General features: G+C 64.5%; 25 protein-coding genes. 15 read left to right on the top strand and 10 right to left on the bottom strand.

The genetic code is table 11. The features are described from left to right. Positions 1-262 precede the first annotated feature (262 nt). Complete coding sequence (locus tag AB7D48_RS00005) at positions 263-853, bottom strand: cysteine hydrolase family protein (RefSeq protein ID WP_427974895.1); 591 nt, start codon at positions 851-853, stop codon at positions 263-265. A gap of 42 nt (positions 854-895) precedes the next feature. Beyond that, positions 896-3,475 (bottom strand): ATP-dependent chaperone ClpB, encoded by a 2,580-nt coding sequence (gene clpB / locus AB7D48_RS00010; RefSeq protein WP_427974898.1) that lies wholly within the window; start codon positions 3,473-3,475, stop codon positions 896-898. A 137-nt stretch (positions 3,476-3,612) separates the two neighbouring features. On the opposite strand from clpB, the gene AB7D48_RS00015 reads away from it, so the two are divergent. Next, on the top strand, positions 3,613-4,377 hold the full coding sequence (locus tag AB7D48_RS00015; protein ID WP_427974901.1) for an MOSC domain-containing protein: 765 nt from the start codon (positions 3,613-3,615) through the stop codon (positions 4,375-4,377). Here the strand turns inward: AB7D48_RS00015 and AB7D48_RS00020 are convergent, their stop codons facing one another. Further along, complete coding sequence (locus AB7D48_RS00020) at positions 4,378-5,622, bottom strand: AmpG family muropeptide MFS transporter (protein WP_427974904.1); 1,245 nt, start codon at positions 5,620-5,622, stop codon at positions 4,378-4,380. Between the two features lie 25 nt (positions 5,623-5,647). Next, positions 5,648-6,151: a DUF3617 domain-containing protein gene (locus AB7D48_RS00025; RefSeq protein ID WP_427974907.1), complete on the bottom strand. Its 504-nt coding sequence runs from the start codon at positions 6,149-6,151 to the stop codon at positions 5,648-5,650. A gap of 132 nt (positions 6,152-6,283) precedes the next feature. Here AB7D48_RS00025 and AB7D48_RS00030 point away from each other — a divergent pair, with 132 nt between their 5' ends. The 12 genes from AB7D48_RS00030 to AB7D48_RS00085 all read left to right on the top strand — a co-directional run bounded on the left by AB7D48_RS00030 (position 6,284) and on the right by AB7D48_RS00085 (position 18,542). Then, positions 6,284-7,732 (top strand): glycosyltransferase family 4 protein, encoded by a 1,449-nt coding sequence (locus AB7D48_RS00030; RefSeq protein WP_427974909.1) that lies wholly within the window; start codon positions 6,284-6,286, stop codon positions 7,730-7,732. A 452-nt stretch (positions 7,733-8,184) separates the two neighbouring features. Beyond that, the gene (locus AB7D48_RS00035; RefSeq protein WP_427974911.1) at positions 8,185-8,856 is read left to right on the top strand and encodes a response regulator transcription factor; all 672 of its coding nucleotides are present in this window, start codon (positions 8,185-8,187) and stop codon (positions 8,854-8,856) included. A gap of 392 nt (positions 8,857-9,248) precedes the next feature. Next, entirely contained in the window at positions 9,249-10,496 is a 1,248-nt protein-coding gene (locus tag AB7D48_RS00040; protein WP_427974913.1) for a type III PLP-dependent enzyme, read from the top strand. 105 nt (positions 10,497-10,601) lie between these two features. Next, on the top strand, positions 10,602-11,039 hold the full coding sequence (locus AB7D48_RS00045) for an HPr kinase/phosphorylase (RefSeq protein WP_427974916.1): 438 nt from the start codon (positions 10,602-10,604) through the stop codon (positions 11,037-11,039). After that, a complete protein-coding gene (gene rapZ, locus AB7D48_RS00050; RefSeq protein ID WP_427974918.1) occupies positions 11,036-11,935 on the top strand; it encodes an RNase adapter RapZ in 900 nt (299 codons plus the stop codon). The genes AB7D48_RS00045 and rapZ overlap by 4 nt, the downstream gene beginning before the upstream one ends. Positions 11,936-11,945: 10 nt before the next feature. Further along, complete coding sequence (locus tag AB7D48_RS00055) at positions 11,946-12,374, top strand: PTS sugar transporter subunit IIA (protein WP_427974921.1); 429 nt, start codon at positions 11,946-11,948, stop codon at positions 12,372-12,374. A gap of 5 nt (positions 12,375-12,379) precedes the next feature. Further along, positions 12,380-12,661, top strand: a complete 282-nt coding sequence (locus AB7D48_RS00060) for an HPr family phosphocarrier protein (RefSeq protein ID WP_427974923.1) — start codon at positions 12,380-12,382, stop codon at positions 12,659-12,661. After that, positions 12,648-14,426 (top strand): phosphoenolpyruvate--protein phosphotransferase, encoded by a 1,779-nt coding sequence (ptsP, locus tag AB7D48_RS00065; protein ID WP_427974926.1) that lies wholly within the window; start codon positions 12,648-12,650, stop codon positions 14,424-14,426. The genes AB7D48_RS00060 and ptsP overlap by 14 nt, the downstream gene beginning before the upstream one ends. 75 nt (positions 14,427-14,501) lie before the next feature. Then, positions 14,502-17,045, top strand: coding sequence for a helicase-related protein (locus tag AB7D48_RS00070; protein ID WP_427974929.1), 2,544 nt, complete (start codon positions 14,502-14,504; stop codon positions 17,043-17,045). 2 nt (positions 17,046-17,047) lie between these two features. Further along, a complete protein-coding gene (locus AB7D48_RS00075) occupies positions 17,048-17,320 on the top strand; it encodes an RNA-binding S4 domain-containing protein (RefSeq protein WP_427974932.1) in 273 nt (90 codons plus the stop codon). A 77-nt stretch (positions 17,321-17,397) separates the two neighbouring features. Next, positions 17,398-17,730 carry a ferredoxin FdxA gene (gene fdxA / locus AB7D48_RS00080; RefSeq protein WP_427974934.1) on the top strand — a complete coding sequence of 111 codons (333 nt, stop codon included), beginning with the start codon at positions 17,398-17,400 and terminating at the stop codon, positions 17,728-17,730. A gap of 143 nt (positions 17,731-17,873) precedes the next feature. Next, a complete protein-coding gene (locus AB7D48_RS00085) occupies positions 17,874-18,542 on the top strand; it encodes a CarD family transcriptional regulator (RefSeq protein WP_427974936.1) in 669 nt (222 codons plus the stop codon). A 135-nt stretch (positions 18,543-18,677) separates the two neighbouring features. On the opposite strand, the gene tldD is transcribed toward AB7D48_RS00085, so the two are convergent. The 6 genes from tldD to apaG all read right to left on the bottom strand — a co-directional run bounded on the left by tldD (position 18,678) and on the right by apaG (position 24,198). Continuing rightward, positions 18,678-20,114, bottom strand: coding sequence for a metalloprotease TldD (tldD, locus tag AB7D48_RS00090; protein ID WP_427974938.1), 1,437 nt, complete (start codon positions 20,112-20,114; stop codon positions 18,678-18,680). A gap of 11 nt (positions 20,115-20,125) precedes the next feature. Next, positions 20,126-21,172, bottom strand: coding sequence for a COX15/CtaA family protein (locus tag AB7D48_RS00095; protein ID WP_427974940.1), 1,047 nt, complete (start codon positions 21,170-21,172; stop codon positions 20,126-20,128). Between the two features lies 1 nt (position 21,173). After that, positions 21,174-22,253 (bottom strand): COX15/CtaA family protein, encoded by a 1,080-nt coding sequence (locus AB7D48_RS00100; RefSeq protein WP_427974942.1) that lies wholly within the window; start codon positions 22,251-22,253, stop codon positions 21,174-21,176. 175 nt (positions 22,254-22,428) lie between these two features. Beyond that, the gene (locus AB7D48_RS00105) at positions 22,429-22,908 is read right to left on the bottom strand and encodes a nucleoside deaminase (protein ID WP_427974945.1); all 480 of its coding nucleotides are present in this window, start codon (positions 22,906-22,908) and stop codon (positions 22,429-22,431) included. Between the two features lies 1 nt (position 22,909). After that, positions 22,910-23,545, bottom strand: coding sequence for a GTP cyclohydrolase I FolE (gene folE, locus AB7D48_RS00110; protein ID WP_427974948.1), 636 nt, complete (start codon positions 23,543-23,545; stop codon positions 22,910-22,912). Positions 23,546-23,793: 248 nt separating this feature from the next. Next, a complete protein-coding gene (apaG, locus tag AB7D48_RS00115; protein WP_427974951.1) occupies positions 23,794-24,198 on the bottom strand; it encodes a Co2+/Mg2+ efflux protein ApaG in 405 nt (134 codons plus the stop codon). A 90-nt stretch (positions 24,199-24,288) separates the two neighbouring features. Here apaG and AB7D48_RS00120 point away from each other — a divergent pair, with 90 nt between their 5' ends. Continuing rightward, a complete protein-coding gene (locus tag AB7D48_RS00120) occupies positions 24,289-25,986 on the top strand; it encodes a tetratricopeptide repeat protein (RefSeq protein ID WP_427974954.1) in 1,698 nt (565 codons plus the stop codon). Then, entirely contained in the window at positions 25,983-26,834 is an 852-nt protein-coding gene (locus AB7D48_RS00125; protein WP_427974956.1) for a 4-(cytidine 5'-diphospho)-2-C-methyl-D-erythritol kinase, read from the top strand. Before AB7D48_RS00120 ends, AB7D48_RS00125 begins: the two co-directional genes overlap by 4 nt. The last annotated feature ends 3 nt before the right edge of the window (positions 26,835-26,837 follow it).

Consider the following 26,837-nt stretch of genomic DNA (forward strand, 5'->3'; position numbering starts at 1 on the left):
GCAATTGTCAAAGATCTAAACCAACCAACCTAAACTTAAACCATCAGGTCATCAGCAAGGCCAACCAGTCTAACCTCAGAAGCAGTCCAGATCAAGTCCGTAAACCCCGTCGGTGGACGGGCTTCTACATCTCACCACCCTCCACTGTCAACGCATCTTCATCATCGCCAAACCACAAAAAAAACGAGGGAAACCCTCATTTCTTAAAATCACCCCCTAGAGAAACCCTCATTTTTTGCACTGCGGCAATTTCGCCATGCATTTAACGCATAGCTTCAAGGCAGGCTTCCGTCGTCAAAATCCGGGCAAACCCCGCCGCCAAAGTGGTGCAAACCGCCTGGATAATCGCGGGCTGGCGATACTCTTCCCCCAGATCCGGCGCGCCCGTGGCATCCGCGATGAAATCGACAAAATAATCCTTGTCATGCGCCGCGCGGGCCGTGGTCTCACAGCAGAAATTGGTCATGTATCCGCAAATCGTCACGGCCTTCACGCCCAGGCTACGCAAAATCGCCTCCAGCTCCGTGCCCTCGAAGCAGGAATAGCGATGCTTGGTCATATGCAGCCCCTCGGGCACAATCTTCAGCCCCGGCACATAGTCGGCCTCGGTCGAGCCCTCCACGAACCCCACCGGCTCCGCGGCGCCGGAGAAATCGAACATCCGCCCGGCATCGCGCCCATCGGCCCGGTGCACATGGCGCACATAAATCACGGGCCTTGCCGCCGCCGAGAAGCCCTCGACAAGCCGGTTGATCCGCCCCAGCGTCTCCTCAAACGCCGGCACGCAAAGCGGCGAGTCGGGCAACGCATAGACATTCTGCGCGTCGATCACGAGCAGCGCGGTATCGGTCATAAAAAAACTCCCCCAAGCTGGTCACTTGAGGGAGTTTACCACTTACGCCGCCTCGGCCAGATGACCGCCGATCACCAACCCTTGCTCAGAGCCGGAGACCTTCACGCTATCCCCGTCCTTCACGGCCCCTTCCAGGATCAATCCCGCCAGAGGATTTTGCAGGTTGCGCTGGATCACCCGTTTCAACGGCCTGGCGCCATAAACCGGATCATACCCCGCCTCCGCCAGCCAATCCCTGGCGGACTGGTCGAGATCCAGCCTGATATTGCGCTCCGTCAGCAACCCTTCCAGCCTCTTCAACTGGATGGTGACAATGGCGCCCATATCCACGCGCTGCAACCGGCGGAACAGCACGATCTCATCCAGCCGGTTCAGGAATTCCGGCCGGAAATGCTCGCGCACCCTGGCCATCACCCCCGCCTCGGCCATCCGCACATCCTCGCCTTCCTTCTGCGCGGCCAGAATGTCGGAGCCGAGATTGGAAGTCAGCACGATGATCGTGTTCTTGAAATCCACCGTGCGTCCCTGGCCGTCGGTCAGGCGGCCATCGTCGAGCACCTGGAGCAGCACATTGAACACATCCTCATGCGCCTTCTCCACCTCGTCGAACAGCACAACCTGATAAGGGCGCCGCCGTACCGCCTCGGTCAGTACTCCCCCCTCATCATAGCCAACATAGCCCGGCGGCGCGCCGATCAACCGGGAGACCGAGTGCTTCTCCATGAACTCGCTCATGTCGATCCGCACCATCGCCCGCTCATCGTCGAACAAAAACTCGGCCAGCGCCTTGGTCAGCTCGGTCTTGCCCACACCCGTCGGCCCCAGGAACAAGAAAGAGCCGATCGGCCGGTTCGGGTCCTGCAACCCGGCCCGCGCGCGCCGCACGGCATTGGAAACCGCGACAAGCGCTGCCTCCTGCCCCACCACGCGCTGCCGGAGATTGTCCTCCATATGCAGCAGCTTGGCGCGCTCGCCCTCCAGCATCTTTTCCACCGGCACGCCGGTCCAGCGCGAGACAACGGCGGCGATCGCCTCTTCCGTCACCGCCTCATTCACCAGGTTCCCGTCCTGCTTCGCGCTAAGCTGCTTCTCAAGCTCCGGAATCCGCCCATAGAGCAGTTCGGAGGCCTTACCGAGATCCCCCTTGCGCTGGGCCATCTCCACCTCGTTACGCGCCTGGTCCAGCTGCTCCTGCACTTTCTGCACTTCGGCATGCTCGGCTTTTTCCGCCTTCCACTTGGCGGTCATCTCGGAAGATCTCTCTTCCAGCTCACCCAGCTCGAATTCCAGCTTCTCCAGCCGGTCCCGGCTGGCCGCGTCGGTCTCCTTCTTCAACGCCTCGCGCTCGATCTTCAGCTGGATCAACCGCCGGTCCAGCTCATCCAGCGCCTCGGGCTTGCTGTCCACCTGCATGCGCAGGCGAGACGCCGCCTCATCCACAAGGTCGATCGCCTTATCCGGCAAGAACCGGTCGGTGATATAGCGGTTGGAAAGCGTGGCCGCCGCCACCAGCGCGCTGTCGGTGATCCGCACACCATGGTGCAGCTCGTATTTTTCCTTGATTCCGCGCAGGATGGAGATCGTATCCTCAACGCTCGGCTCATCCACGAACACGGGCTGGAAGCGCCGCGCCAGCGCCGCATCCTTCTCCACATATTTGCGGTACTCGTCCAAGGTCGTGGCCCCCACGCAATGCAGCGCGCCACGGGCCAGCTCCGGCTTCAGCAGGTTGGAGGCATCCATCGCCCCATCCGCCTTGCCCGCGCCCACCAGCGTATGCATCTCGTCGATGAACAGAATCACCTCGCCCTCGGCGGCCTCAACCTCCTTCAGCACGGCCTTCAACCGCTCCTCGAACTCACCGCGGAACTTGGCGCCCGCCACCAGCGCGCCCATATCCAGCGCCAGCACGCGCTTATTGCGCAGGCTCTCCGGCACATCGCCATTCACGATGCGCAGCGCCAACCCCTCCACGATCGCGGTCTTGCCCACGCCCGGCTCACCGATCAGCACGGGATTGTTCTTCGTCCGCCGCGCCAGCACCTGAATCGTGCGCCGGATCTCCTCGTCGCGCCCGATCACCGGGTCCAGCTTCTGGTCGCGCGCAAGTTGCGTCACGTCGCGCGCATATTTCTTCAGCGCGTCGAATTGCTGCTCGGCCGTGGCGCTATCCACCTTGCGGCCCTTGCGCACATCGTTCACCGCCTTTTCCAGCGCCTGGGCGGACACACCCGCCGCCTTCAGCGCCCGTCCGGCGGCATTGTCGCTCGCCGCCAGCGCCACCAGGATCCGATCCTGCGCCACGAAACTGTCGCCCGCCTTGGTCGCGGCCTGCTGGGCGGCATCCAACACCCGCACCAGATCCGGCGTCACGCTCGGTTGCCCGGCGCCAGACCCTTGCACTTTCGGCAGCTTCGCCACGGCGGCATCCACGGCCTGCTTCACACCGGCCGGATCGCCGCCCGCCATGCGGATCAACCCGCTCGCGGCTCCCTCCTCATCGTCGAGGAACGCCTTCAGCAAATGCTCCGGCGTGATCTGCTGGTTATATTCACGCATCGCAATGGTCTGCGCCGCCTGAATAAAACCGCGAGCCCGCTCCGTGAACTTCTCAAAATCCATCTTCTGTTTCCTTTCTCGCCCCTGCATCCCAGGCAACGTTCAGGCCACGCCCCTCAATAGGCGGCGCAACCTTGCCAACCCAATATGGGCAGGGCCATGATTTCGCTCAAGTACCTCAACGAGGATAGATCGGCCACATGCATATCGAATCCCTTTATCGCTATCCCATCAAGGGGCTGACCCCCGAAACCCTGGCATCCGCGCCGCTCACGCCGGGCCGCTGCATCCCCTGGGACCGCGCCTTCGCCCTCAAGCAAGGCGACGCCGCACTGGACGAAACCCACCCGGCCTGGATCTCCAAGATGAATTTCATGTGCCTGGCCAAGAACCCCAAGGCCGCCTTGCTCAAAACCCGCTTCGACGACGCCACCGGCCTGCTCCACATCGCCGGCCCGGCCGGCTCTCTCACCGCCTCCCCCTTCACGCCGGAAGGCCAAGCCGCCCTCACCGTTTATTTCACCACCTTCCTGGGAGAGGAGGCCCGCTACGGCACACAAGGCGAGCCCCCCAAATTCCACTTCTTTCCCGGGCACAGCTTCTGCGACCACAAGACCCAGGTTGTCAGCCTCATCGGCTTGTCCTCCCTCGCCACCCTGGAGCAGGCCGTGGGCGCCACGCGCGACAAGCGCCGCTTCCGCGCCAATGTCTATATCGAAGACAGCGAGCCCTGGGAGGAGTTTTCCTGGCTCGGCCGCAAGCTCGCCATCGGCGAGGTGGAAATGGTGGTGCAAGAGCGCATCGACCGCTGCGCCGCCACCATGGTCAACCCGGACACCGCCGAGCGCGACGCCAACCCGGTCAAGGAACTGCGTTCCCATTTTGGCCATATCGAACTCGGCATCTTCGCCGAAATCACCAAGGGCGGCACCCTCCGCGCGGGGGATCCGATCAGGCTGATCTGATCAGGCCATTGCGGCCCGCTTCTCCGCCGGCGGATAGAGCCGCAAGATGACCAACAGCAGCACGATCCCCGGCAGCGCCGCTCCCGCCGCCATCATGAAAAACGGCACGAACCCGACCTGCGCCGCCAGAAAACCCGACAGCCCCGCCACGGTATGCAACGCCAGGGGGGCCAGCGAGGACAGCAGCGCATATTGCGTGGCCGTATGCTCCGGATGACACAGCCCCGAGAGGTAGGAGAGAAACGCCGTGTCCGAAAACGCGTCGGTAAACGCCTCCACCGCTGAAATGATCAGCAATATATGCGGCAAATGCGGAAACAGCCCCAGCACCGGATACAGGCACAAGGCCGCCACCTGCAACAAGGCGGTCAGCAGCAGCGCCCGCCCCACCCCCAGGCGCATCACCAGCACCGCCCCCAGCCCCGTTCCAGCCAGCCCGCAAAACAGTGAAATCGGCCCGCTCGCCACCGCGATCATGGCGCGGTTGAACCCCAGCGAGAGATAAAACGGCCCCAGCATCGTCGCCCCCAGCGCCCCGCCGAAGCGGAACAATATAATGAAGGCAATCACCACCAAAGCCCCGCGCCGGGTCAGGAATTCCTGCAACGGCTCGCGCACCGCCTGGGCAAAACGCGCCGCGATTCCGGCCGGATGCGCCTCGCGCGTCACCTTGGGTTCCGGCGCGAACAACACCGCCAGCGGCCCCAGCAACGCCAGCACCGCCATCAACCCCACCGCCACATGCCAGCCGGTCTTCACCGACAGCGCGATCACCCCGGCATTGGACACCAGAAACGCCACGCGCCAGCCCCACACCTCGCAGGCCAGGGCGGCCCCTTGCAGCCTGGGCGTGAAGCTTTCGATACGCCACGCATCTATAATAATGTCCTGACTGGCCGAGCAGAACGCCACCAGCGCCCCCAGCCCCAAGGTCAGCCACACATGGCTGGCCGGATCGCTGATCGCCAGCGCCGCGATGCTCAGCGCCAGCACGATCTGCACCGTGATCAGCCAGCCCCGCCGCCGTCCAAAGAAAAACGGCTTCGCCTCGTCGAAAAACGGCGCCCAGACAAATTTCAGCAGATAGGCCAAGCCGATATTCGCCGTCAGCCCGATCAACCCCAGCGCCACATGCTCGCTGGCCATCCAGAGCCTCAGCGTCGGGCCGGACAGCGCCCAAGGCAGGCCGGAAGAGAATCCCAGCACCGCCATCAGCCCCAAACGGGCGAAATCATGCCGGTTCACGAAGGCCCGGGGCGGCAAACCCATATTACGGCGCGAGCGGGTCGTTGATATTGCCGGACTTGCTGAACCTGCCATCGACCATGGCCCCTTCATCGCCCGGTTCCATGCCCGGCAGGCAAGGCCCTTGCCAATGCAAGGAGGATGTCATCGTCACGGTGCCGCCCGGCGCCTTCAAGGCCGCTTTCAACAACACGGATTTGTCGCCGACATATGTAAGGGCTTCATCGATCCTGACCTGCCCGCCCCCCTGCTTGCAAACACCCTCGATTTTATAGTGCCCACCCGCGCCGGACACCTTCAACTGGCTGCACGCCCCGCTGCCGCTCAGCAGGAATTTTTGGTCCGTCGCCGCATCCACGCAACTCAACACCACCACATTCTGCGCCTGCGGCATGGGCGCGCCATCCGGCCCCATCACGCTGGTTGAACTCCACCAGAGCCCCGGCGCGCGGGCGGGCAACCCCCCAGCGTGCGCCAGCCCCGCCAAAGACAATGCCAAAACCAGCCCGCCCGCCAAATGTCTTTTCATGGCTGGCAAATTAACCAGCGCCTCCCCGGCATGCAATCGCCTCCCGGCCGGAAAGCACCGCCAGCCAACAACCTGCGGTGGCGAAACCGGCATGAGCCGTCTAAGCTGCGCCTGAACAAACAGGTAGGGCATATGACGGTCTGGTTCGATGTTGAGGATCTGATTCGCTTCTTCCAGAGCGCCAAACGCCCCACCGGCATCCAACGCTTCAGTTTCGAGGTCTGCGCCGCCACCGCCCATTTGGCCGGCCAGACGAACGATATCGGTTTCTGCCGCCGCAATGAACTCGGCACCCGCCTGCTGCGGGTCGATTTTGCGGCCCTCGAAGCCAGCATCCGCGCCAGTTCGGAACATATCCTCCAGCCGCCCGCCGCCATCGCCGCGGCGCCACCCGCCGCGCCGCCCACCCCCTCGCGCCTCTTCACCTTGGCCCGCTCCCTGCCTCCCGCCTACCGCCTGCCGCTAGGGGAAATCTACCGTTCCGGCCTCGCCAGCGCCCGCGCCACAAAAACCCTGGCCAAGGCCTGCCTCGCCGCCTTGCGCCCGGCGCCGGTTCCCGATTCATCCCCCGCGCCACGGTTACCCGCCGAAACCGCCTCTCTTCCCCTCTCCCTCCAGCCCGGCGACTGGCTGGTCAATCTTGGCGCCTCATGGGAGCGGCCATATACGCGGGCATTCCTGGATCATCTCGACAAATCCGGCATCCGTCTCGGCCTGTTCGCCCATGACATGATCCCGGACCTCTTCCCCGAATGGTGCACCCATTCCATGGTCCAGGATTTCTCCGATTGGCTGGAGGACACCGTCCCCCGCGCCAGCCAGGTCTTCGCCATCTCGAACCATACGCTCAAGGATCTGGAATTCTGCCTGAAACGCCGCAACCGCCCGGTGCCGCCATATGCATTACTGCCGCCCGGCGGCAACGGCACGGCCCCCACCGCCAAGCTGCCGCGCCCCTTGCCGCAACCTTATATATTGATGGTCGGCACCATCGAGGCCCGTAAAAATCACGGCGGCATGCTGCGTGTCTGGCGGCGCCTGCTGAACGACCCACCCGCCAACGGCGTGCCCTGCCTGGTCTTCGCGGGCAAAGCGGGCTGGCTGACCTCCGACCTGATGCAACAGCTCGAAAACGCCCGCCATCTGGACGGCAAGATCCTATTTGTGGACCAGCCTTCGGAGACCCAGCTCGCGGCCCTTTACCAACATTGCCTCTTCACCCTGTACCCGTCCTTATATGAAGGCTGGGGGCTACCCGTGACGGAATCGCTCTGCTTTGGCAAACCCGTCGCCGCCTCCTCCAGCTCCGCGATTCCCGAGGCCGGCGGCTCCTTCTGCTGCTATTTCGACCCCGACAACCTTACGGACGCCTACACGAAAATCCGCACCTGGATCGAACAGCCCGAACAGCCCGCCGCCGCCGCCGCGCGCATCGCCCAACATTTCACCCCGCCACGCTGGACAGACACGGCCAGATCGCTGCTGCACGATTGCACCGCCGCGCGGCCTGCCTCCGCGCCCATGCGCGCATCCAAAATCGCAGGGGAGCATAATCCTCCCCAACATGCCGGCGGCGGCTAAAGCCGAAACTTTGTAAACTGACGCGCAAGCGTGAAAGGCAACGGCGCGAACCGCGCGCCTCGTCTTGGCATATTATTTTCAACTTTTTTTCCGAGGCAAATTCATGCCGGGCTGAACCAAGGCCACCCGGCATGCTTTTTTCACGCCATCTCCCCCGCCGCCGCCCCGCCGCCCCACGCGGCGGGCGTCCCGAGCCCCGCCAAAACCAAGGTTAAAATACTGAAAACAAACACTTTATTCAGATTTTCCTTCGAGTTTATTTTATGTAAATCATTTTAATAAAATAATCTTAAAATTTATATGTTTCTCGTGATGGTTGAAAAATTTTATTGACGATTACCCTCATTGGTTGTATTTTTTCTTTATTCCCCAAGGAGGCCGTTATGAAAATAATGTCTTTTGAGACAATGTCTGTAAAAAAAGACCTGCTAACCGCCTTTCTCCGTTCCAGAATGGCGATCGTCGACGAGACCAACGATCCGGAAGAAGCCCTCGATCTGGTCAAATTCTACGATTACGACGCGATTTTGCTGCGCTTGTCGGAGAGCCGGCTGGGAGATCTGGAACTCATCCGCAAGCTGCGTCTCGCCCGCATTCGCGCACCGTTGATCGCCATTGCCCGCTCCATGAGCGAAGCCGCCCGCCTGCGCATTCTCCAGACCGGCGCTGACGACCTGATCGTGGATGCCCTCTCCCACGAAGAGGTCTTCATGAAGGTGCAGAACCTCATCCGCCGTTCACGCGGCTTCCAGGAAAACGCACTCAGAATCGGCCAAGTCGAAATCAACATGAACGCCAAGAAAATCTACGCCAATGGCCGGCCTGTCATGCTCACCAAAAAGGAATATCAAATCGCGGAGATCCTGGCCTTGCGCAAAGGCGTCGTCCTCAGCAAGGAGGCCATCCTCGACCATCTTTATGGCGGGCTGGATGAACCAAACCCGAAAATCATCGATGTCTTTATCTGCAAGATCCGCAAAAAGCTGCAAGCGCTGGGGGTGGATGATTTCATAGAGACCAATTGGGGCCGGGGCTACATGGTCATCGACCACCGGCAGGAAAGCCAACCGCAAGACCTTACCACCCAGGGCATGCCCACGCTTCCCACCCGGGTCGTTGCGTAACCCCACAGCTGAACGAGACCAGAACCAATATCTTATGCAAAAATAACATAACACTTGCCGGCAGATATGCTTTAAAGCCCTAAACGTTGGATTTTGCCTTAAAATCCTTCTGATGCATCGCACGTGCCGCGAACCCAGACACTGGGTACAGCAACGACGAGACGCATCCTGGTAGGTCGAGAGTCGGTTTCCACGGAAACCGGGATCAATTGGGAGAGTTTTGATGTTGCTGCTTGAACGGAATATCGTGATGCGAAGTCCCCTGGCCCGAGCCTGATCACACCGATCTCTGACACCGCCCGCGCAACGCACATCGCGGCGTGATCGTCCAATTCGAATTTTATGGCGGACCACTCTTTGTCCGCTGCCTTTATGCCGGGGACCACCACTCTATGAGCCTTATTGAAAACCGCGCGGCCGTGGGCCCGCTGCACCGTCACATCTCCCTTCGGGGCGACACCAAAATCCTGCCCCGTGTCGATGACATGGTCAAAACCCTCCGTCCGGAGGAGCCCTTGCATTGCGTGCGCCCGGGCGTCATCGGCGCCGCCGCCCAGGCCTTCAGCGCCGCTTTCAATGGCGATGTGCTTTATGCCGTGAAGTGCAACCCGGAACCCGCTGTGCTGCGCGCCTTGTGGAATGGCGGCATACGCCATTTCGACTGCGCTTCCATCTCCGAGGTCCAGCTCGTCCGCCGGCTTTTCCCTGGCGCGGACATTCATTTCATGCACCCGGTCAAGGCCCGCTCCGCCATCCGCGAAGCCTGGATGCTGCATGGGGTGCGTGATTTCGTGCTCGATTCCGAAGACGAACTTGCCAAGATCATGCAGGAGCTGAACAAACCGGAGACCGCCAAGCCGGCAACCATGCCTGGCCTGTTCATCCGCTTGGCCCTGCCGGAAACCGGCGCCGCCATCGATTTGTCCAAGAAATTCGGTGCCGACGCCACGCAGGCCGCCAGCTTGCTGCGCGCCGCGCGCCCGCTGGCCGGCAAACTCGGCCTTGCCTTCCATGTCGGCTCCCAATGCCTGGACCCTCTGGCCTGGCGCGACGCCCTGCGCCGCGCGGGCGAGGTCATCCGCGCCGCTGGCATCCGCGTGGACGTGCTGGATATTGGCGGCGGCTTTCCCATCGCCTACCCGGACATGGACCCGCCCCCGCTCAGCGCCTTCATGGCCGAGATCGACGCCGCTTACGAGGCGCTGAACATGCCTTGGCTGAAACTCTGGGCGGAGCCGGGCCGGGCTCTTGTCGGTGGCGGCGCCTCCGTGGTGGTGCAGGTGCAAATGCGCCGTGGCCACATGCTCTATATCAACGATGGCGTATATGGCGCCCTGGCCGATGCCGGGGCCCTGCGCTTTCGCTTTCCCACCCGCCTGCTGCGCGCCCACGCCAGCCAGGGCGCAGCGGACGCGCCATTCGGCTTCTTCGGCCCAAGCTGCGATTCCCTGGACGTGATGCATGGCCCCTTTCTCCTGCCGGACGACGTGACCGAGGGCGACTGGATCGAAATCGGCCAGCTCGGCGCCTACGGCACCTGCCTGCGCACCGCCTTCAACGGGTTCGACCGCGCGGCCCTGGTGGAGGTTTCCGACCAGGCCATGCTGGAAACCCCGGGCTATGAGCTGCCGGCGGTCTAAAGCTGCGGTCTAAGACTCATGCGGGCGCCGCAATGCGGCATCCGCATGTAACTTCATATGTCAAGCCTTTCACGTCCGCCCAAATTTTGCCACAATCCGTCCACCATGTACTGGCACGCATCCTGTGCCGCCCGGACCAACCAGCCGGGCGGTGACGCCTTGTTGCTCCTCGGCCCTTCCGGCGCGGGGAAATCGGATCTGCTGCTTCGGCTGATCGATCGAGGCTTCGCCTTGGTCGCGGACGATCAAGTGCTGATCGAGGAGGAGATGGCCAGCCCCGTCCCCACCCTGGCCGGCCTGCTGGAGGTTCGCGGCCTCGGCCTGTTCCGCCTGCCCTATATCGCGCCCGCGCGCCTGCGTCTGGTCGTCTCGCTCGAGTCCAGCCCGGCGGCGCGCCTGCCCACCCCACGGCGGCACGCGACACTTAATTTGCCGGAAATCACGCTGGATGCCACCCACCCATCCGCGGCCCCCCGCGCCGCCCTGGCGCTGGAAGCCGCTTGCGGCAATATTCCCCAACTGGCCGGTGCCTTCGCCGCATGAACACCACGCCGGATAAGCTGCACGTGGTCCTGGTCACCGGCCTGTCCGGCGCGGGCAAGAACTCCCTGCTGCGCGCGTTGGAGGATCTCGGCTTCGAAACCGTGGACAACCCGCCGCTCGACACGCTGGAAACCTTAACCAGCCAAGCCAGCCAGAATCTTGCCATCGGCGTGGATGCCCGCTCCCGCGGCTTTTCAGCCGCCTCCGTGCTGGAAGCCCTGGCCAAGCTGCGCCGGCATGAAAGGCTGGACCCCTCCCTCGTTTATACCACGGCGGACGACACGGTGTTGCTGCGCCGTTATTCCGAAACCCGCCGGCGCCATCCCCTCGCCCAAACCGGCGCCATCGCCGACGGCATCGCCCTGGAGCGCACCCTCACCGCCCCGCTCGCCCGCGCGGCGGACTGGCTGCTGGACACCTCCGCCCTGCCCCTTCCCAGGCTGCGCAACATGGTGGAGCAACGCTATGGCGCCTTCTCGCCGGGGCTGGCCATCTCCCTGGTTTCCTTCTCCTACGCGGCCGGCCTGCCCCCAGAGGCGGATCTGGTTTTCGATGCGCGCTTCTTAAAAAACCCTTATTACGACCCCAATTTGCGCCCGCTCTCGGGACTCGCCCCCGAAGTTGGCAACTTCATCGAACAAGACCCTGATTTTGCGATATACTTCTCTAAAGTTTTGAATCTCATCACATTTTTACTGCCGAGATTCGTGCAGGAGGGAAAGAAATATGCAACAATCTGTGTCGGGTGTACCGGCGGGCAACATAGATCGGTTTATATGGTTGAACAATTAAGCACACATCTCGTCCAGGCAGGCTGGCGCGTTGACGTCACACACCGGGAAGCCGCGAAGTTCCGCGCCGCCCGGCCAGTCACCTCTCCGCCAGGGAAAGCATGAGTCAAAACCCATGATCGGTCTTGTTCTCGTTACCCATGGCACGCTGGCCCTGGCCATGCGCGATGCCATGGAACATGTGGTGGGCAAGCAACGCCAATTGGCCACTGTCTGCGTCGAGTCCGACGCGGCCTTTGAAGGCCAGAAGGCCGAGATCGCCAAGCGCATCGCCGAGGTGGACGATGGCGACGGCGTCATCCTGCTCACCGACATGTTCGGCGGCACCCCTTCGAATCTCGCCATGTCCATGGCGTCCCAGCCCAATATCGAGATCCTCGGCGGCGTGAACCTGCCGCTCCTGGTCAAGCTGGCCAAGATCCGCGGCCAGATGACCCTTGCCGAGGCCGTGCAAACCGCCGAGGCGGCCGGCAAGAAATATATCTGCAACGGCCATGACCTGCAGCCGCAGGCACCGGCCGCCTGCAACGCGGCGGCGGGCTAAGCGCAATGGACGGCTCCGTGATCACCGCCGATGTCGGCATCGTCAACCGCCGTGGCTTGCACGCCCGCGCCGCCGCCAAGCTTGTCACATTGGCCGAGCAATTCTCCGCCAACGTGGAAGTCGCCAAGGATGGCCAGTCCGTTTCCGCCCGTTCCATCATGGGGCTAATGATGCTGGGTGCTGGAATCGGCAGCAGCGTCACACTTTCCGCCGAGGGATTCGACGCCAGGGAAGCTCTCGACGCCATCACGGCGCTGATCGAGGCCGGCTTCCATGAAACCGACTAAACCCCGGGAACGCCGCTTTTCTGGCCACCCCGTTTCACCCGGCATCGCCATCGGCCCCATGCACGAGGCGACGGAGGCTTCCCTCGTCATCTCGACGGAAAAACCCGCCCCTTCCGAACTTCCCGCCGAACTGGCCCGGTTGGAGGAAGCTGTCGCCCGCTCCCGCCACCAGTTGCAAAAACTCAAATCCCGCCTGACCGCCCTGCCCAAGGACAGCCAGGCCGAGATCGCCCCGCTGCTGGACGCGCATCTGCACATGCTGGGCCCCTCGCGCCTGCTGCGCGGCATCAAGGCCCGGATCCAGGATGGCGGCCATGGCGCCGAAGCCGCCGCCCACGAGGAAGCCGAAGCGCAAGCCGCGCTGATCATGGCACAGACAGGCGGGGACAAAGCCGGGCGCCAGCGCCGGGCCGAGGAAGTGCGCGAGGTCGCCCGCCGCCTCATCCGCAACCTCACCCGCCAGTCTTTTCGTTCCTTCGAGCAATTGCCCCAAGGCAGTATCCTCGCCGCGCAGGATCTGCGCCCGGCGGAAGCCGCGCTGATCCACCCCACACGCTTCGCCGGCATCGTCACCGCCGAGGGTGGATTGGACGGGCACACGGCGGTGATGCTGCGCGCGCTCGGTCTGCCCGCCGTACTCGGCGTCTCCGGGCTATTGGACAAGGCGATAACCGGCAGCCTGGTTATCGTGGATGGCGATAGCGGCGATGTCGTCCTCAACCCCTCCAAAACCAGCCTGGAGGCGGCGCGCAAGAAACATTCCGCCCAGACCCGCGCGCGGCGCGCCCTCACCCGGCTGCAAAATCTGCCGGCGCAAACGCGCTGCGGCGCGCAGATCGAGTTGCAGGCCAATCTCGAACTGCCTTTCGAATTGACCATGATCGCCGAATCCGGCGCGCGCGGCATCGGCCTGCTCCGCTCCGAATTCATGTTCATGAACCGGGAGACCGCCCCGGACGAAGATCACCAGGCCCGTATCTATCAGGACATCATCGAGGCGATGGATGGCGAGCCCGTCACCATCCGGCTGCTCGATTGGGGATCGGACAAGGAGATCGAGGCTCTCTCGCGCTATCTGCCGGACAGCCCGGAAGCAAACCCGGCCATGGGCCTGCGCGGTATCCGGCTATTGCTGCAACATGAGGCATTGCTGGAAACCCAGCTTGCCGCCATCCTGCGCGCCGCCGCCGCCGGGCCGGTGCGCATCATGGTGCCAATGGTCTCCGTCGCCAAGGAAATCACCGAAACACGCGAGGCGATGCGCCGTGTCTGGCGCCGGCTGAAGCGCCGCAAGAGCATAACATTGCCGGAGAAAATGCCCCCGCTCGGCATCATGGTGGAAACACCGGCCGCCGCGCTGGCCGCGCCCCTCCTGGCCAGCCATGCGGAATTCTTCGCCATCGGCACCAACGATCTCACGATGTACACGCTGGCGGCGGACCGTGCCTCGCCTGGCGCGGTCAAGCTCTACGACCCGCTGGAACCCGCCGTGCTGCGGCTGATCCATCTTACCACCAGCTTCGCGGCCGCCACCGGCGTGCCGGTTTCCATCTGCGGGGAACTGGCCAGCCGCCCCGCCGCCACGCCCTTGCTGCTGGGGCTGGGCATCCGCCAGCTTTCCATGCACGGCAATGCCGTGCCCCGCGTGAAGCAGGCCATTCGCGCCACCAGCCTGACCACGTGTGAGCAGATCGCCAACGCGGCCCTGGCCGCGCCGGATGCCGAGGCGGTGCGCGCCATCCTGGCCCAGGCGCAGGAGAACTGAGCTTTTTCATCCGCCGGCCCCACCGACAGCCGGCGGACTCTAGCAGCGCCTCCAAACTGCCTCTAAACTGACTCCATGTCCGGATTCCTGCCCCGGGTGAAGGCCGTGCTCGGCCCCACCAACACCGGCAAGACGCATTTGGCGATCGAGCGTCTGCTGTCCCACGCGTCCGGCATCATCGGTTTTCCCCTGCGCCTGTTGGCCCGGGAGAATTACGACCGCATGGTGCAGGCCAAGGGCATCAGATCCGTGGCGCTGATCACCGGCGAGGAAAAGATCGTGCCGCCCGGAGCGCGCTGGTTCTCCTGCACGGTGGAGGCCATGCCGCTGGACCGCAAGGTGGAATTTTTGGCGGTGGACGAAATCCAGCTTTGCGCCGATCCGGACCGCGGCCATGTCTTCACCGACCGGCTGCTGAACGCGCGCGGCCTGGTGGAAACCATGTTTCTGGGCGCCGACACCATCGCGCCCTTGATGCGCCGGCTGGTGCCGGGCGTGGAAATCGAGACCCGCCCGCGCCTGTCCCAGCTCAGCTTCGCCGGGGCCGCCAAGCTCGGCCGGCTGCCGCCGCGCTCGGCCATCGTCGCCTTCTCCGCCGCGGAGGTTTACGCCATCGCCGAGGCCGTGCGCCGCCGCCGGGGTGGCTGTGCCGTGGTGATGGGCCGGCTTTCCCCCCGCACCCGTAACGCCCAGGTGGCGCTGTATCAGGACAAGGAGGTGGATTTTCTCGTCGCCACGGATGCGATCGGCATGGGGCTGAACATGGATGTGAACCATGTGGCCTTCGCGGGCCTACGCAAATTCGACGGCCGCCAGCCCCGCCCGCTGACCCCTTCGGAAATCGCGCAGATCGCGGGCCGGGCCGGGCGCGGCATGCGCGATGGCAGTTTCGGCACCACGGCCGATTGCCCACCCTTGGACGAAGAAATCGCCGAACAGGTCGAATCCCACGAATTCGAGAAGCTGGAGCAGGTTTTCTGGCGCAACAACCAGCTGGATTTCTCCTCCGTGCCGGGGCTTCTGGCCAGCCTCATTGTGCCGCCCAACCGGCCGGGCCTTGCCCGTGGCAATGAAGCGGCGGATGTGCAGACGCTGGATGCCCTCTCGCGCGATGCCGAGCTGATGCGCCGCGCCCATGGCGGTGGCGCCACCCGGCTGCTCTGGGAAGCCTGCCAGATCCCTGATTTTCGAAAACTGGCCACGGATACGCATGTAAAGCTGGTGGCCAAGGTGTTCACCCACCTGCTGGCCAGGGAAAAACTGCCCGAGGATTGGGTGGCGCGCGAGATCGAAAATCTCGACCGGCTGGAAGGCGACATAGATACCCTCATGCAGAGGCTGACGGACGTGCGCGTTTGGGCCTATATAACGGCGCGGGCGGACTGGATGGCCGATGCCGAGAGCTGGGCCATGCGCGCCCGGGCGGTGGAGGACAGGCTTTCCGATACGCTGCATATGAAATTGATGGCGCGGTTTGTTGATAAGAGGGCGGCACATTTGACGAGACGCTTGGAAGAGGCTGAGGCGGAAGAGCTACAGGCCATCGTGGCACCGGACGGGCTGGTGACGGTTGAGGGCCATGATGTCGGCCGGATCGAGGGGTTCCAGTTCCACCCGGACCCGGCAACCCAGGGGCCGGAGAAGAAAATTCTGCTGCGCGCCGCGCGCCGGGCCTTGAGCGTGGAGATGCCGCGCCGGATTCTGGCCGCCGAAACCGCCGCCGATGACGCGATCACCCTCTCGGACGACCGCGCCTTCATCTGGGAAGGGGTGAAGATCGCCCGGTTGAAAAAGACCGATATCTTCCTCAAGCCCGGGGTCGAGGTGCTGCATTCGGAATTTCTGGACGGGCTGGCGCGCGAGCGCATCCGCGCCAGGCTGGCCGCCTGGCTCGCCACCGAGACGGAAAAACGCCTCGGCGCGCTGCTGAAGGCAATGGAAAACCCGCCTGCCCCGCTGCGCGGCATCGTGCATCGGCTTTCGGAATCCGGCGGTGTATTGCCACCCGAGCCCTTCACGCCGGACCTGCGCCAGGAGGCGAAGAAATTCGGCATCGATATGGGCCGTTTCGCCATGTATCTGCCCGCGGCGCTCAAGCCCGGGGCGGCGCGGCTGCGCTCGCTCTTCTGGGGCGTGTGGTATGACCGCAACCCGCCGGAGCTTCCCGCGCCCGGGCTGGTCTGCGCGCCGATGCCCGCCAATTGGGGGCATGATTTCGCCTTGGCCATGGGCTGGGTGCAGGCTGGGGAGCTGATGATCCGGCTGGACGTGGTGGAGCGCGTGACCCGCGAGCTGCATTATCTGATGCGCAAGCACCAGATCCTGCTGCCGCCCAATCTGGGCAGCCGCATGGGGCTGAAGCCCGAGCAACTCGCCCCCACGCTGAACGTGCTGGGCTTTCGCCTCTTCCCCGCGCAGGAGCCCAGCGACAAATATTTCGGCCCGCCCGCCCCGGCCATGCTGGGACGGCGCAAGCAGGACCATCGCCATCAGGCCCCGCAGCGGAGCGCCAGCACGCCCCCCGCGCGCAAGCGCGAAGCCACCCCGGAAAAGCCGGTGGAGATCGACGCGGACAACCCCTTCGCCGCGCTGGCGGCGCTGAAAATGGCAAGGCGCTGAGCTTGGCCGAACCGGGAACGGACTGGCTGAGGCTGGATAAGTTCCTGGTTTTCGCGCGGTTTTGCAAAACCCGTGCGGTGGCGGAGGCCTTGGTGGAAAAAGGGGCCGTGCGCATCAACCGCCAGCCGACCGACAAAGCCCATGCCAGGCTACGCCCTGGCGATGTGCTGACGCTCGCCCTGCCACAGGGGGTGAAGGTGGTGGAAATCCTGCTCCTGCCGGAACGGCGCGCCGCGGCGACATCGGCGCGGCAATCATACCGGGAGATCGGCTAGCCCCCCAGCCTTGACCTCGCTCCTCTCCCGCGCGCATAGGGAGAGCAAATTTTACGCGAGCCTTTCAGGAGTACCAGATGACCTACGTGGTCACCGAGAACTGCATCAAGTGCAAATTCATGGACTGTGTGGAAGTCTGCCCGGTCGATTGCTTCTATGTCGGCGAGAACTTCCTGGTGATCAACCCGGACGAATGTATCGATTGCGGCGTCTGCGAACCGGAATGCCCGGCCGAGGCCATTCTGCCCGATAGCGACGACCGCGCCGGCGCCTGGATGGAACGCAACCGCGACCTTTCCAAATCCTGGCCGAACATCACCCGCAAGGGCACCCCGCCGGCGGATGCGAATGAGTGGAAGGACAAGCCCGGCAAGGCGGCAATGCTGTCCCTGGAGCCGGGCCAGCCCTAAGCGCCACGGACCGGCCCCGGCCGCCCGCGTGACGGATGGCCGAAAATCTGATACAGGCTTTGAAAGTCAGCCGGGGCGGGCCACCGCGCCCGGCCTTTCATTGTTTAGGCGGCGCCACGGAGCGCCGTGCCAGCGGAGTGCGAATGACGGAAAAGCAGAAGACGAGCCCTTCGAAAAAGGCCGTGAAACCCGAACTGGATGATGCCGCGCCGAACGCGCCCGCCCCGGAAAAACCCAAGGAAACCGCTCCCGCCCCGGTAATGCATGGCGGCATTCCCGCTGGCCCCATCCGCCCCCTGGCACCGCCGCGCGCCCCCGCGAAGGCCGAAATCTTCAAGGAAGGCGATCATGTGGTGTATCCCACCCATGGCGTCGGCAAGGTGGACAAGATCGCGGTGGAGGAGATCGCCGGGCACAAGCTGGAGCTGATCTGCATCACCTTCGATGAAAACCGCATGACCTTGCGCGTGCCCACCAACAAGGCCCGCACCGCCGGTTTGCGCAAGCTCACCTCCAAGAAGAGCTTCGACGACGTGCTGGCCGTGCTGAAGGGGCGCGCGCGCATCAAGCGCACCATGTGGTCCCGCCGCGCGCAGGAATACGAGGCGAAGATCAATTCCGGCGATCCATCCGCCATCGCCGAGGTGGTGCGCGACCTGCACCGCAATGCCGGGCAGCCGGACCAGAGCTTCTCCGAACGGCAGATTTACGAATCCGCCCTGGACCGCCTGGCCGCCGAATATGCGGCGCTGGAGCAGGTGGATAAGCCCACGGCCATTGAGAAGCTGCTGGGGCATCTGAAATCGGAATAAGAAAAAGGGCCGCAAGGCCCTTTTTTCATGCCGCGCCCATACCGCGCCGTTATGGGATCGAACACCCCACCAGGGAAAACCGCACACGGTCAGGCCGACCGGACGGCGCCAAGATGCGCGGGGCGCCGCTCCCGCTCAGGCGGCGGTGCCGCCGACGGTGAGGGCCGAAAGCTTCAGCGTGGGCTGCCCCACCCCCACCGGCACACCCTGGCCGTTTTTGCCGCAAGTGCCGATGCCAGGGTCCAGCGCGGGATCATCGCCGATCATTTCCACCTTGGTGAGCGCATCCGGCCCGTTGCCGATGAGGGTGGCGCCCTTTACCGGCGCGCCGATCTTGCCGTTTTCGATGAGGTAGGCCTCGGAGGCGGAGAAGACGAACTTGCCGGAGGTGATGTCCACCTGCCCGCCGCCGAAATTCACGGCATAGAGCCCGCGCTTCACCGAGGCGATCATGTCCGCCTTGCTGTCCTGCCCGCCGAGCATGATGGTGTTGGTCATGCGCGGCATGGGCGCGTGGGCGTAGCTCTGGCGGCGGCCATTGCCGGTGGCGCGCATATTCATCAACCGGGCATTCTGCCGATCCTGAATGAAGCCGGTGAGAATGCCGTCCTCGATCAGCACGGTGCGGGAGGTCGGCGTGCCTTCATCGTCGATGGTGAGGGACCCACGGCGGCCGGGAATGGTGCCGTCATCCACCACCGTGACCCCCTTGGAAGCGATGCGGCTGCCCATCAGCCCGGCGAAGGCGCTGGTCTGCTTGCGGTTGAAATCGCCCTCCAGACCGTGCCCAATGGCCTCGTGCAGCAAGATGCCCGGCCAGCCAGGGCCGAGCACGACCTCCATCTCTCCCGCCGGCGCGGGCACGGCGCGCAGATTCACCTCCGCCTGGCGGATCGCCTCGCGCACCGCGTTCTGCCAGAAATCCGGAGCGATATAAGCGCCATAGCCGGAGCGTCCGCCCGCCCCATGGCCGCCCGATTCACGCTTGCCGTTTTCCTCCAGCACCACGGAAATATTGAGCCGCACCAGCGGGCGGATGTCGGCCACACGCGCCCCGCCGGCGCGGATGATCTCGATCATCTGCCATTCCCCGGCGATGCTGGCCATCACCTGCACCACGCGCGGGTCGGCCGCGCGGGCGAAATCGTCGATCTGCTTCAGCAGCGCCGCGCGGTCCGCGAAGGGCGCCTCGCCCAACGGGTTCACGCCCTCGTAAAGCGGGGCGGGCGCGTAGGCGGGGTCAGCGGCCGAAACACTATGCTCCATGGCCTTGGCGGCGCGGATGGTCTCCGCCGCGCGGGCCAGAGCCGGAGCGGAAAGATCGCCGGCATGGGCGAAATAGGTGGCCTCCCCCAGCACGGCGCGCAGGCCAAAGCCCCGGCGCGTGTCGAAGCTGGCCGCGCGGATGCGGCCATCGTCCAGCGAGATGGATTCCGATTCCCGGTATTCCAGGAACAATTCGCCATCGTCCGTGCCATCCAAGGCCGTGGCGATATGCTTGCGCGCGGCATCCAGATCCAGCCCCTGGGCACCGTGGAATCGCTCATCCGCCTGGTTCAGCGCGTCATTCATCTTCTGTTCTCCTATTCCGCCGCGGCGAGGGCCCCCGCCGGTACAGCCACCGCGCCGCGCAGCCCGTGGCGGGCACCGATGGCGGAGGCGAACAGCAACACGGCGTTCAACTCATGCACAAAGCCGAGCTGGTTATTTCCCAATACAAGGGTGGCCATGCCCAGCACATATTGCAACGCGACCAGCCCGCCGAGCAGCAGAAATAAATCCCGCGTGGCGGGCGGCAGCTTCATGCGCAGCCCCATCACCGCGGTGGTGAGCGCGGTGAGCGCCGTGACGGTGGCCAGCAACCGGTGGCAGAACTGCACCGTTCCCTTGTTGGTGATGAAATTCATCCAGAACGGCGTCTGGCCGAACATATCCGGCGGCAATAAATGGCCGTCCATCGAGGGAAAGGTGTTGAACACCTTCAACGCGCCGGACGTGGCGACCAGCGCGCCAAACCCCATGGTAACCCAGATCAGCGCCACCGTGGCGGTCGAGCAGGCGCGCAGCCTGGCCGCCCCCTCGATCCGCGCGGGCTCCGGGTTGCGCAAGCCAAGCCCCGTCCAGAGCAGCAGAAACAGGATCGCCATGGCGGACATCAAATGCGGCGCCGCCCAATCAGGCGGGGGGGAGAGCACGCCGGGTTCCATGCCCGTCCGCACCATGTACCAGCCATAAGCGGCTTGGCCCGCCCCCAGCAGGAAGATGAACCCCAGCCACAGCGCCAAGCGGCGCTGGATGCGGCCCTTGAGGAGAAACACCGCGAAGGGGATGAGAAACACCAGCGCCATCAACCGTCCCCAGCAACGGTCCAGGAACATCGGCCAGAACAAGGCCTTGTACTGCGCCATGTCGATCGGGTGGGCGTGATATTGCGCGGTCTGCTGGAACAGCCCGTAGAGATAAGCCCAGTCCGCCGCGTTCATCGGCGGGATGAAGCCGGTGAATGGCCGCCAGACCTGGATGGTGAAGCCCGCCCCGATGGTGCGGGCATGACCGCCGCCGATGGTCATGCCGAAGACCATGAAGGCCAGCAGCAAAAGCCAGTTCCCGACGGCGCGATCCCTCGCCATTTCAGGCCGTGGCGCCACGCAGGCGGAACAGCATGAACAAGACCCCGCCCATCAGCAGCACGGCGTTCATCTGATGCACCACGCCGATATCGATCCGCCCGGAGACCAGGGCGGTGACGCCCAGGATGAATTGCAGGATGACGAGCCCCCCCACCGCCAGCGCGCCGTCGCGCACCGGGCCGGGCGCCTCGCCGCGCAGGGCGCGGACCGTGAGGGAGAGAATCGCCACGGCCGCCAGCACCGCGAGCACTTGATGATTGAAAATGACGGCGGCCGCGCTGTTCAACAGCCCGCTCATCGGCCAGCCGGGCGGGGGCGCGCCATCGCCGACATTCTTGGCGATGCTGAAATCGGCGATGCCGTGAATGGCGGACACCATGGTGCCGCCCCACATGGCCAGCAACAGCAGCACGAAGGCCACGAGGGTATGGCGGCGCAGGCCCGCCATGCCCTCATACCGCGCGGGCTCGGGCGCGCGGACCGTGAAAGCCGCCCAGAGCACGGCGCCGAACAGGAACATGGCGCCGAAGAAATGCAGGGAAAGCCGCCAGCCTTCCACCGCGATGGAATCCGCGCGGAAACCGGAGGACACCATGAACCAGCCGATGAGCCCCTGGAGCCCGCCCAGCAGGAACAGCAGGAACAGCCATTTGATCAGGCGTTTCTCGATCCGCCCGGTCAGCGCGAAGACGATGAGCGGCAGCAGCAGCACCGCGCCCATCAGCCGGCCCCAGAGCCTGTGAATATATTCCGGCCAGAAAAGCTGCTTGAACGCGGCCAGGTCCATGCCCTGATGCAGAAGCTGATATTGCGGAATGGTCTTATAAAGCGCGAAGACCTTGTTCCAGGCGTCCTGGGAGAGCGGGGGCAGCACGCCGATGATCGGCTCCCAGCGCATGATGGACAAACCAGAACCGGAATCACGCGTGTAGCCGCCCAGCCCGACCATCACCCAGATCATGAAGGCGAGCAGAAACAGCCATGACGACACCAGCTTGCGGTTGGTCAGGCTGGCGGCGCCACCGGAAGGGTGGATAACGCCGAAGGGGTGGTTGGTCGGGCGGGTGGTGTCGCTCGGCACGGCTTGGCTCCTCTAGACCGGCAAGGGAACCGCTTGATCCAAAGGATCCAAAGCCATTCCCCCGCCATTGATCGCCCGGAGCATGGCGCGGAAAGCCGCCCGCTCACGGTCTTATCGCAGGGACTTAACGCCCCCGGGCGAAAATCACCAGAGCCAAGGCCACGCGACCGGAAAATCAATAAGGAACGCGGCTGTCCCGTTCGAGCCAGGTCTGGTAGGAGGCCCGCGCCTCGTCGAGAAATTCCGTGAGCTGAATGGCCGGGGTCGCGCGCTCGGCCGGGGGTTTTTCGAGCTGACGGTAGAATTCCTGGTCATCGAAGCCGATCGCCTCGGCATCCTCGGGCGCGCAGGCATAATAGACCTTGCCGATCCTGGCCCAGAAAATCGCGGACATGCACATCGGGCAGGGCAGCCCGTTCACATAAATCACGGTACCGGACAGATCGAACCGCCCCTCCTTGTGCGCGGCATCGCGGATCGCGGTCACTTCCGCGTGCGCGGTGGGGTCCACGGCGGAGAGCACGCGATTATGCCCCTCCCCCACAATCTTGCCGTCGCGCACGATCACCGCGCCGAACGGCCCGCCATGACCGCCCGCCACACCCTGGCGCGCCAATTCGATGGCGCGTTTCATGAAGGCCTCATGTTCACTCACGTCAGAGCTCCGTATAATTCCTGCCCTGAATCATCGCCAAAAACTCCCGGCGGGTCGAGGGGTTCTCCCGGAATTCGCCCAGCATATGGCTGGTGACCATGGAAACGCCCGGCTTGTGCACGCCGCGCGTGGAGATGCATTGGTGATTCGCCTCGATCACCACCGCCACCCCCCGTGGTTGCAGCACCTCCTGAATGGTGTTGGCGATCTGCGCCGTGAGCTTCTCCTGGATCTGGAAACGCTTGGCATAGGCATCCACCACCCGGGCAAGCTTGGAAATGCCAACGACCCGGCGGCCGGGCAGGTATGCCACATGCGCCTTGCCCGTGATGGGCACCATGTGATGCTCGCAATGACTCTCCAGCCTGATGTCGCGCAGGAGGATCATTTCATCGTAGCCGTCCGTCTCCTCGAAGGTGCGGGAAAGAATGGCGCCTGGATCCTCGGCGTAGCCCTTGAAGAATTCCTCATAGGATTTCACCACGCGCTTGGGTGTATCCAGCAGCCCCTCGCGGGCCGGATCCTCTCCGGCCCAGAGCAGCAGGGTGCGCACCGCCTCCTCGGCTTCGGCGCGGGTGGGCCGTTCCGGGCTCTGCTTACGTTTCGCAGGCTTTCCGGTCTTGGTCTGGATGTTCAAAGCGCACTCCGTTTCATCTCTGCTGGCCTGAATGGCTCTCCCGCATGCTTCACACCCCTATGGGCGGGGCGATCAGTCCATGAATATTTAAGCCTATCCCAGCAGGGCACAATAGCCGCTCGCGCGCGAAGCATGCACGCCCGCACCCGCAAGGGCAATTTTATTTCATGGCGTGAACGGCGCCAAGCAATTGCATCTCACCAGCCCATCGAAAATACCGCTGGTGCCACGGGTGATGCCCCCGGCTCTCAGTGCAGCCGCGTATCCTGGTGCGGACTGTCCAGGCTGAAAGCGGGCACGGCCACATCGAAGAGCACGCCCGAGGGCAAAAACCGCATATGATAGATGCCGGTCATGAAGCCCGTCGGAGTCGCGAGCGGCGTGCCGGACGTATATTCGAACCGCCCGCCCGGCTTGAGCACCGGCTGCTCGCCCACCACGCCGTCGCCATGCACGGTCTGCACCCGGCCCGCCGCGTCGGTAATGTGCCAGGTTCGCTTCAGAAGCTGCACGGTCTCCAGCCCATGATTGAGGATGGTGATGTGGTAGGCCCAAAAAAACTGTCCGGCTTCGGGTTGGGATTGCTCCTCCAGGTAGGCCACGCGCACCTGCACGGTGATGTCGCCCGTCGTCGCCTCGAAACTCGTTTCCATGTCCCGAGCCTATCCCAGCCCCGGAGCGGGAACAAGCGAGCCCCGGCCGTGGTTTTTGCCGCGCTAGCGTGGCGCTGCTAGAGAAAAGCCATGCATATCTCCTTGCCGTCCAGCCGCGCCGCGCTTGCCGCCTGCATCCTGCTCTCCGCCTGCGCCGCCAGCCCCGGCAACGGCGCCCTCACCCCGAAAACCCCGCCAGACCCGGCCTATGGCGCGTTTCTGGCCGCGCGCTACGCGGATTCGGTCGGCGACCCCGCCAGCGCCGCCAATTTCTACGTCAAGGCCTTGCGGGCCGACCCCACCAACCAGGAACTGGCGGAAGAAGGATTTCTGGCCGGCGTGCTGTCCGGCAGCCCGCAAGCCATGCAGCTTGCCCCCCGCCTGCCGGGCAATGCCCTGGCGGCGCTGCTGCTGGGCAACCAGGCGGCGATGAACGGCGATTACGCCGCCGCCGCGCGCTTCATCAACAGCCTGCCCAACGACCAGCTCGCCACGCTGATCAAACCCCTGCTCCTGGCCTGGACGCAGTTCGGCGAGGGCAGCGAGCCAAAAGCCCTGGCCATGCTCCGCCCCGCCTTCGGGAACAGCGCGTTCGGCGCCGTTTATGTTCTGAACGCGGCGCTGATCGCGGACGCGGCGGGCGACACCAAGACCGCCGCCCAGCTTTATGGTTCCGTCTCCCCGCTCTCGCCGAATCTACGCCTCGCGCAGATCCTGGCGAGCTGGTACACCCGCCAGGGAGACAAGCCCCAGGCACAGGCGATTCTGGCGGCTTTGGCCGCCACCCATCCGGACCTCGCCATTGCCCTGCCGCAACTGCGCCGGCAAATGACATCGCCGGTCATCTCCACCCCGGTGCAAGGCATGGCGGAAGCCTATCTCACGCTCGCGGCCTCGCTCTCGCAACCCCAGGCGGTGTTCCTGCGCACCGTGTTCCTGCGGTTCGCCCTGCAATTGCGGCCCGACCTGTCCGCCGCGCGGCTGATCCTCGCCGGCACGCAGATCAACAGCGCCGACCCGAACTACACACCCAGCGACATGCAGATGCGCAACGCCCTGGCCACGCTGGCGCCGATCCGCCCGGACGATCCGCTCTACGGCCCCGCCGCGATACAGGAGGCCGAGCTGCTCACCAGCCTGAACCAGCCGGACAAGGCCGTGGCGCTGCTGGATGGGCTGATCGCCAGCCACCCGGACAATGTCGGGTTGCTGGCCGCCGCCGGAGACATCCGGCGCGGGGCCGGGCAATGCCCGCTCGCCTTGCCCTATTATCAGAAAGCCATCGCGGCCGTGGGCGAACCACCCCCCAGCGCCGCCTGGACGCTGTTTTTCGACCGTGGCATCTGCGAAGACCAGATGGGTCATTGGTCGGCGGCGGAGCCCGACATCGAGCAGGCGCTGAAGCTCGCGCCCGATCAACCTTATGTGCTGAATTATCTGGGCTATAGCTGGGCGCTGCATGGCAAGAACCTGGATCAGGCCCAGGCGATGCTCACCAAGGCCGTGAGCCTGGACCCGAACGACGGGGCCGTGCTGGATTCCCTTGGCTTCATCGAACTCAAACGGGGCGACACCAAGCGGGCGCTGGCGCTGCTGACCCAGGCCGTGCAGCTCGCCCCCGACGATGCCGAGGTGAACGGCCATCTGGGCGATGCCTTCTGGCAAGCCGGGCAGGCGCTGCAAGCCGCTTATCAATGGGACCGTGCCCTCAACCTGAACCCCGACCCGAAGCTGAAAGCCGAGCTTGAGGCGAAGATCGACCAGCATTTCAGTACCCCCGCGCCATGAGCGTAACCTCCTTCGCGCCGGCCAAGGTCAATCTTTATCTGCATGTCACCGGCAAACGGGCGGATGGCTATCATCTGCTGGACAGCTTGGCCGTCTTCCCGGATGTGGGCGACAAGGTGGAGGTCGCGCAGGCACAAGCGCTCTCGCTCAGCCTGACCGGCCCCTTCGGCGCGGCCCTGGCCGGAGAGGGGGATAATCTGCTGCTGAAGGCCGCGCGCGCGCTGGCGCCGGAACGCGGGGTGGCCCTGACCCTGGAAAAGAACCTACCCGTGGCGTCCGGCATCGGCGGCGGCTCGGCCGACGCGGCGGCCTGCCTGCGCGCCTTATGCAGGCTATGGGGCCTTCGGAACACGGACCTGCCCCGCTTGGCGCTGACCCTGGGGGCGGATGTGCCGGTATGCCTGCGCTCCATTCCCGCGCGGATGCAAGGCATTGGCGAGGTACTGGCCCCCGCCCCGCATCTGCCGGCATTCGGCATGGTGCTGGTGAATCCCGGGGTGGCGGTATCCACCCCCTCCGTGTTCAAGGCCCGTGGCGGCGGCTTCACCCCCGCGCCGATGCTGCCCGCCATCTGGCCCAGCGCCGCCGCCATGGCCGCCGACCTGAAACGCTGCGCCAACGACCTGCAAAAGGCGGCCATTTCCCTGCAACCCGTGATCGGCGAGGTGCTGGCCGAACTCACGGCCTTGCCCGGCGCTCTGCTGGCGCGCATGAGCGGCTCTGGCGCCACCTGCTTCGCCTTGTTCGCCACCCCCGGCGAAGCCCGCGCCGCGGCGGCGCAAATCGCCCATGAAAGCTGGTGGCGGTGGGGCGGGGGGCTTTACCAGCCCCCCCAGACCGGCTTATGAGAA

The organism is Acidocella sp. (genome assembly GCF_050253495.1).
GTDB lineage: Bacteria > Pseudomonadota > Alphaproteobacteria > Acetobacterales > Acetobacteraceae > Acidocella.

Excerpts from the sequence above, each read along its gene's own strand:
- AB7D48_RS00085 (WP_427974936.1), top strand. The coding sequence starts at position 17,874 with ATGACGGAAAAGCAGAAGACGAGCCCTTCGAAAAAGGCCGTGAAACCC.
- rapZ (WP_427974918.1), top strand. The coding sequence starts at position 11,036 with ATGAACACCACGCCGGATAAGCTGCACGTGGTCCTGGTCACCGGCCTG.
- AB7D48_RS00095 (WP_427974940.1), bottom strand. The coding sequence starts at position 21,172 with ATGGCGAGGGATCGCGCCGTCGGGAACTGGCTTTTGCTGCTGGCCTTC.
- AB7D48_RS00070 (WP_427974929.1), top strand. The coding sequence starts at position 14,502 with ATGTCCGGATTCCTGCCCCGGGTGAAGGCCGTGCTCGGCCCCACCAAC.
- AB7D48_RS00125 (WP_427974956.1), top strand. The coding sequence starts at position 25,983 with ATGAGCGTAACCTCCTTCGCGCCGGCCAAGGTCAATCTTTATCTGCAT.
- AB7D48_RS00055 (WP_427974921.1), top strand. The coding sequence starts at position 11,946 with ATGATCGGTCTTGTTCTCGTTACCCATGGCACGCTGGCCCTGGCCATG.
- AB7D48_RS00015 (WP_427974901.1), top strand. The coding sequence starts at position 3,613 with ATGCATATCGAATCCCTTTATCGCTATCCCATCAAGGGGCTGACCCCC.
- AB7D48_RS00005 (WP_427974895.1), bottom strand. The coding sequence starts at position 853 with ATGACCGATACCGCGCTGCTCGTGATCGACGCGCAGAATGTCTATGCG.
- tldD (WP_427974938.1), bottom strand. The coding sequence starts at position 20,114 with ATGAATGACGCGCTGAACCAGGCGGATGAGCGATTCCACGGTGCCCAG.
- AB7D48_RS00120 (WP_427974954.1), top strand. The coding sequence starts at position 24,289 with ATGCATATCTCCTTGCCGTCCAGCCGCGCCGCGCTTGCCGCCTGCATC.
- clpB (WP_427974898.1), bottom strand. The coding sequence starts at position 3,475 with ATGGATTTTGAGAAGTTCACGGAGCGGGCTCGCGGTTTTATTCAGGCG.
- fdxA (WP_427974934.1), top strand. The coding sequence starts at position 17,398 with ATGACCTACGTGGTCACCGAGAACTGCATCAAGTGCAAATTCATGGAC.
- AB7D48_RS00045 (WP_427974916.1), top strand. The coding sequence starts at position 10,602 with ATGTACTGGCACGCATCCTGTGCCGCCCGGACCAACCAGCCGGGCGGT.
- AB7D48_RS00030 (WP_427974909.1), top strand. The coding sequence starts at position 6,284 with ATGACGGTCTGGTTCGATGTTGAGGATCTGATTCGCTTCTTCCAGAGC.
- apaG (WP_427974951.1), bottom strand. The coding sequence starts at position 24,198 with ATGGAAACGAGTTTCGAGGCGACGACGGGCGACATCACCGTGCAGGTG.
- AB7D48_RS00060 (WP_427974923.1), top strand. The coding sequence starts at position 12,380 with ATGGACGGCTCCGTGATCACCGCCGATGTCGGCATCGTCAACCGCCGT.
- AB7D48_RS00025 (WP_427974907.1), bottom strand. The coding sequence starts at position 6,151 with ATGAAAAGACATTTGGCGGGCGGGCTGGTTTTGGCATTGTCTTTGGCG.
- AB7D48_RS00035 (WP_427974911.1), top strand. The coding sequence starts at position 8,185 with ATGGCGATCGTCGACGAGACCAACGATCCGGAAGAAGCCCTCGATCTG.
- AB7D48_RS00040 (WP_427974913.1), top strand. The coding sequence starts at position 9,249 with ATGAGCCTTATTGAAAACCGCGCGGCCGTGGGCCCGCTGCACCGTCAC.
- ptsP (WP_427974926.1), top strand. The coding sequence starts at position 12,648 with ATGAAACCGACTAAACCCCGGGAACGCCGCTTTTCTGGCCACCCCGTT.